Annotated in this window: 1 protein-coding gene; it reads right to left on the bottom strand. The window is 61.8% G+C overall.

Annotation, left to right across the window (positions count from 1 at the left end; genetic code table 11):
* The coding region (locus EJB06_RS31520; RefSeq protein ID WP_198420960.1) for an MCP four helix bundle domain-containing protein at positions 1-654 on the bottom strand (654 nt) is incomplete at its 3' end.
* Between the last annotated feature and the right edge of the window lie 285 nt (positions 655-939).

Below are 939 nucleotides of genomic sequence, written 5' to 3'. Positions count from 1 at the left end.
TTTCAGGGGCACGGTGATCGAGCGCGTGATCAGGACGGCGCACACGGCGCCGGTCAGCACGGCCAGGGTGCCGAGCACCAGCAGCAGCTTGATGGTGCGGGTGTTGGCCTTGTCGATGGCCAGCGCGGTGTCGTCGATGGCCTTGCGCTGCATGGCCAGCATGTCCTGGATGCCGCGCTCGTAGGCTGCGGCGGCGGGCGTGAAGGTGCTGTTGAACAGTTGCTCGGTGACGGCGGGATCGCCCGCCTTTTTCGATGCCATCACCTGTTCCTTGGCCACCTGGAAGGTGGCGCGCAGGGACTGGATGGACTTCATCATGGCTTTTTCTTCATCGCTGGTGAGCAGCGGTTCGATCTGCTTGATCAGCCCCGTGCTGCGCTTGACGCCTTCGCTGATGGTGCCGGCGAAGGTGGTCGACAGGGCTTCGTCGCTGCTGCGCGCGATCAGGGCGGTACGGCCGACGGCGGCAAACACCATCACGTACCAGTCCGACACCAGGCGTTCCTTGCTCAGCGGCTGAGCCATCATCAGTTCCGTCGCGCGCGCGTTGTCGCGCGCCGCAATGATGGCGTAAGCCGTGGAAACGATGGACAAAACCAGCACAATCGCGAATGCGATGGCAAGGCGTGAACCGATGCGGACGTTGGGGAACATGAGGATTTTCCTGACAGGTGAAGAGGTTTTGATGCCGACCGGCAATTATCCTCTTCTCCCGACAAGACGGGCCAATCATGAACTTTTTGGCTGGTAATTTAGGCTGTCGTGTTGTTTCCAGTCAACATTTGAACGTACTTTATTTGCGTGGCACTTGCCTGACTGTCAAGCCGCCAGCTTCAACGCCGCCCTTGATGGCGCATGGCGCAAGCGCGCCGAAGGGGCCGCCGCCGCCAGTTTGAAGCCGGCTGCCACGTCGGCCAGGCGCGCCGCCTGTTCTTCCAG

Source organism: Massilia atriviolacea (genome assembly GCF_003953935.1).
Classification (GTDB): domain Bacteria; phylum Pseudomonadota; class Gammaproteobacteria; order Burkholderiales; family Burkholderiaceae_D; genus Telluria_A; species Telluria_A atriviolacea.
This window is presented reverse-complemented; position numbering and strand designations above follow the sequence as displayed.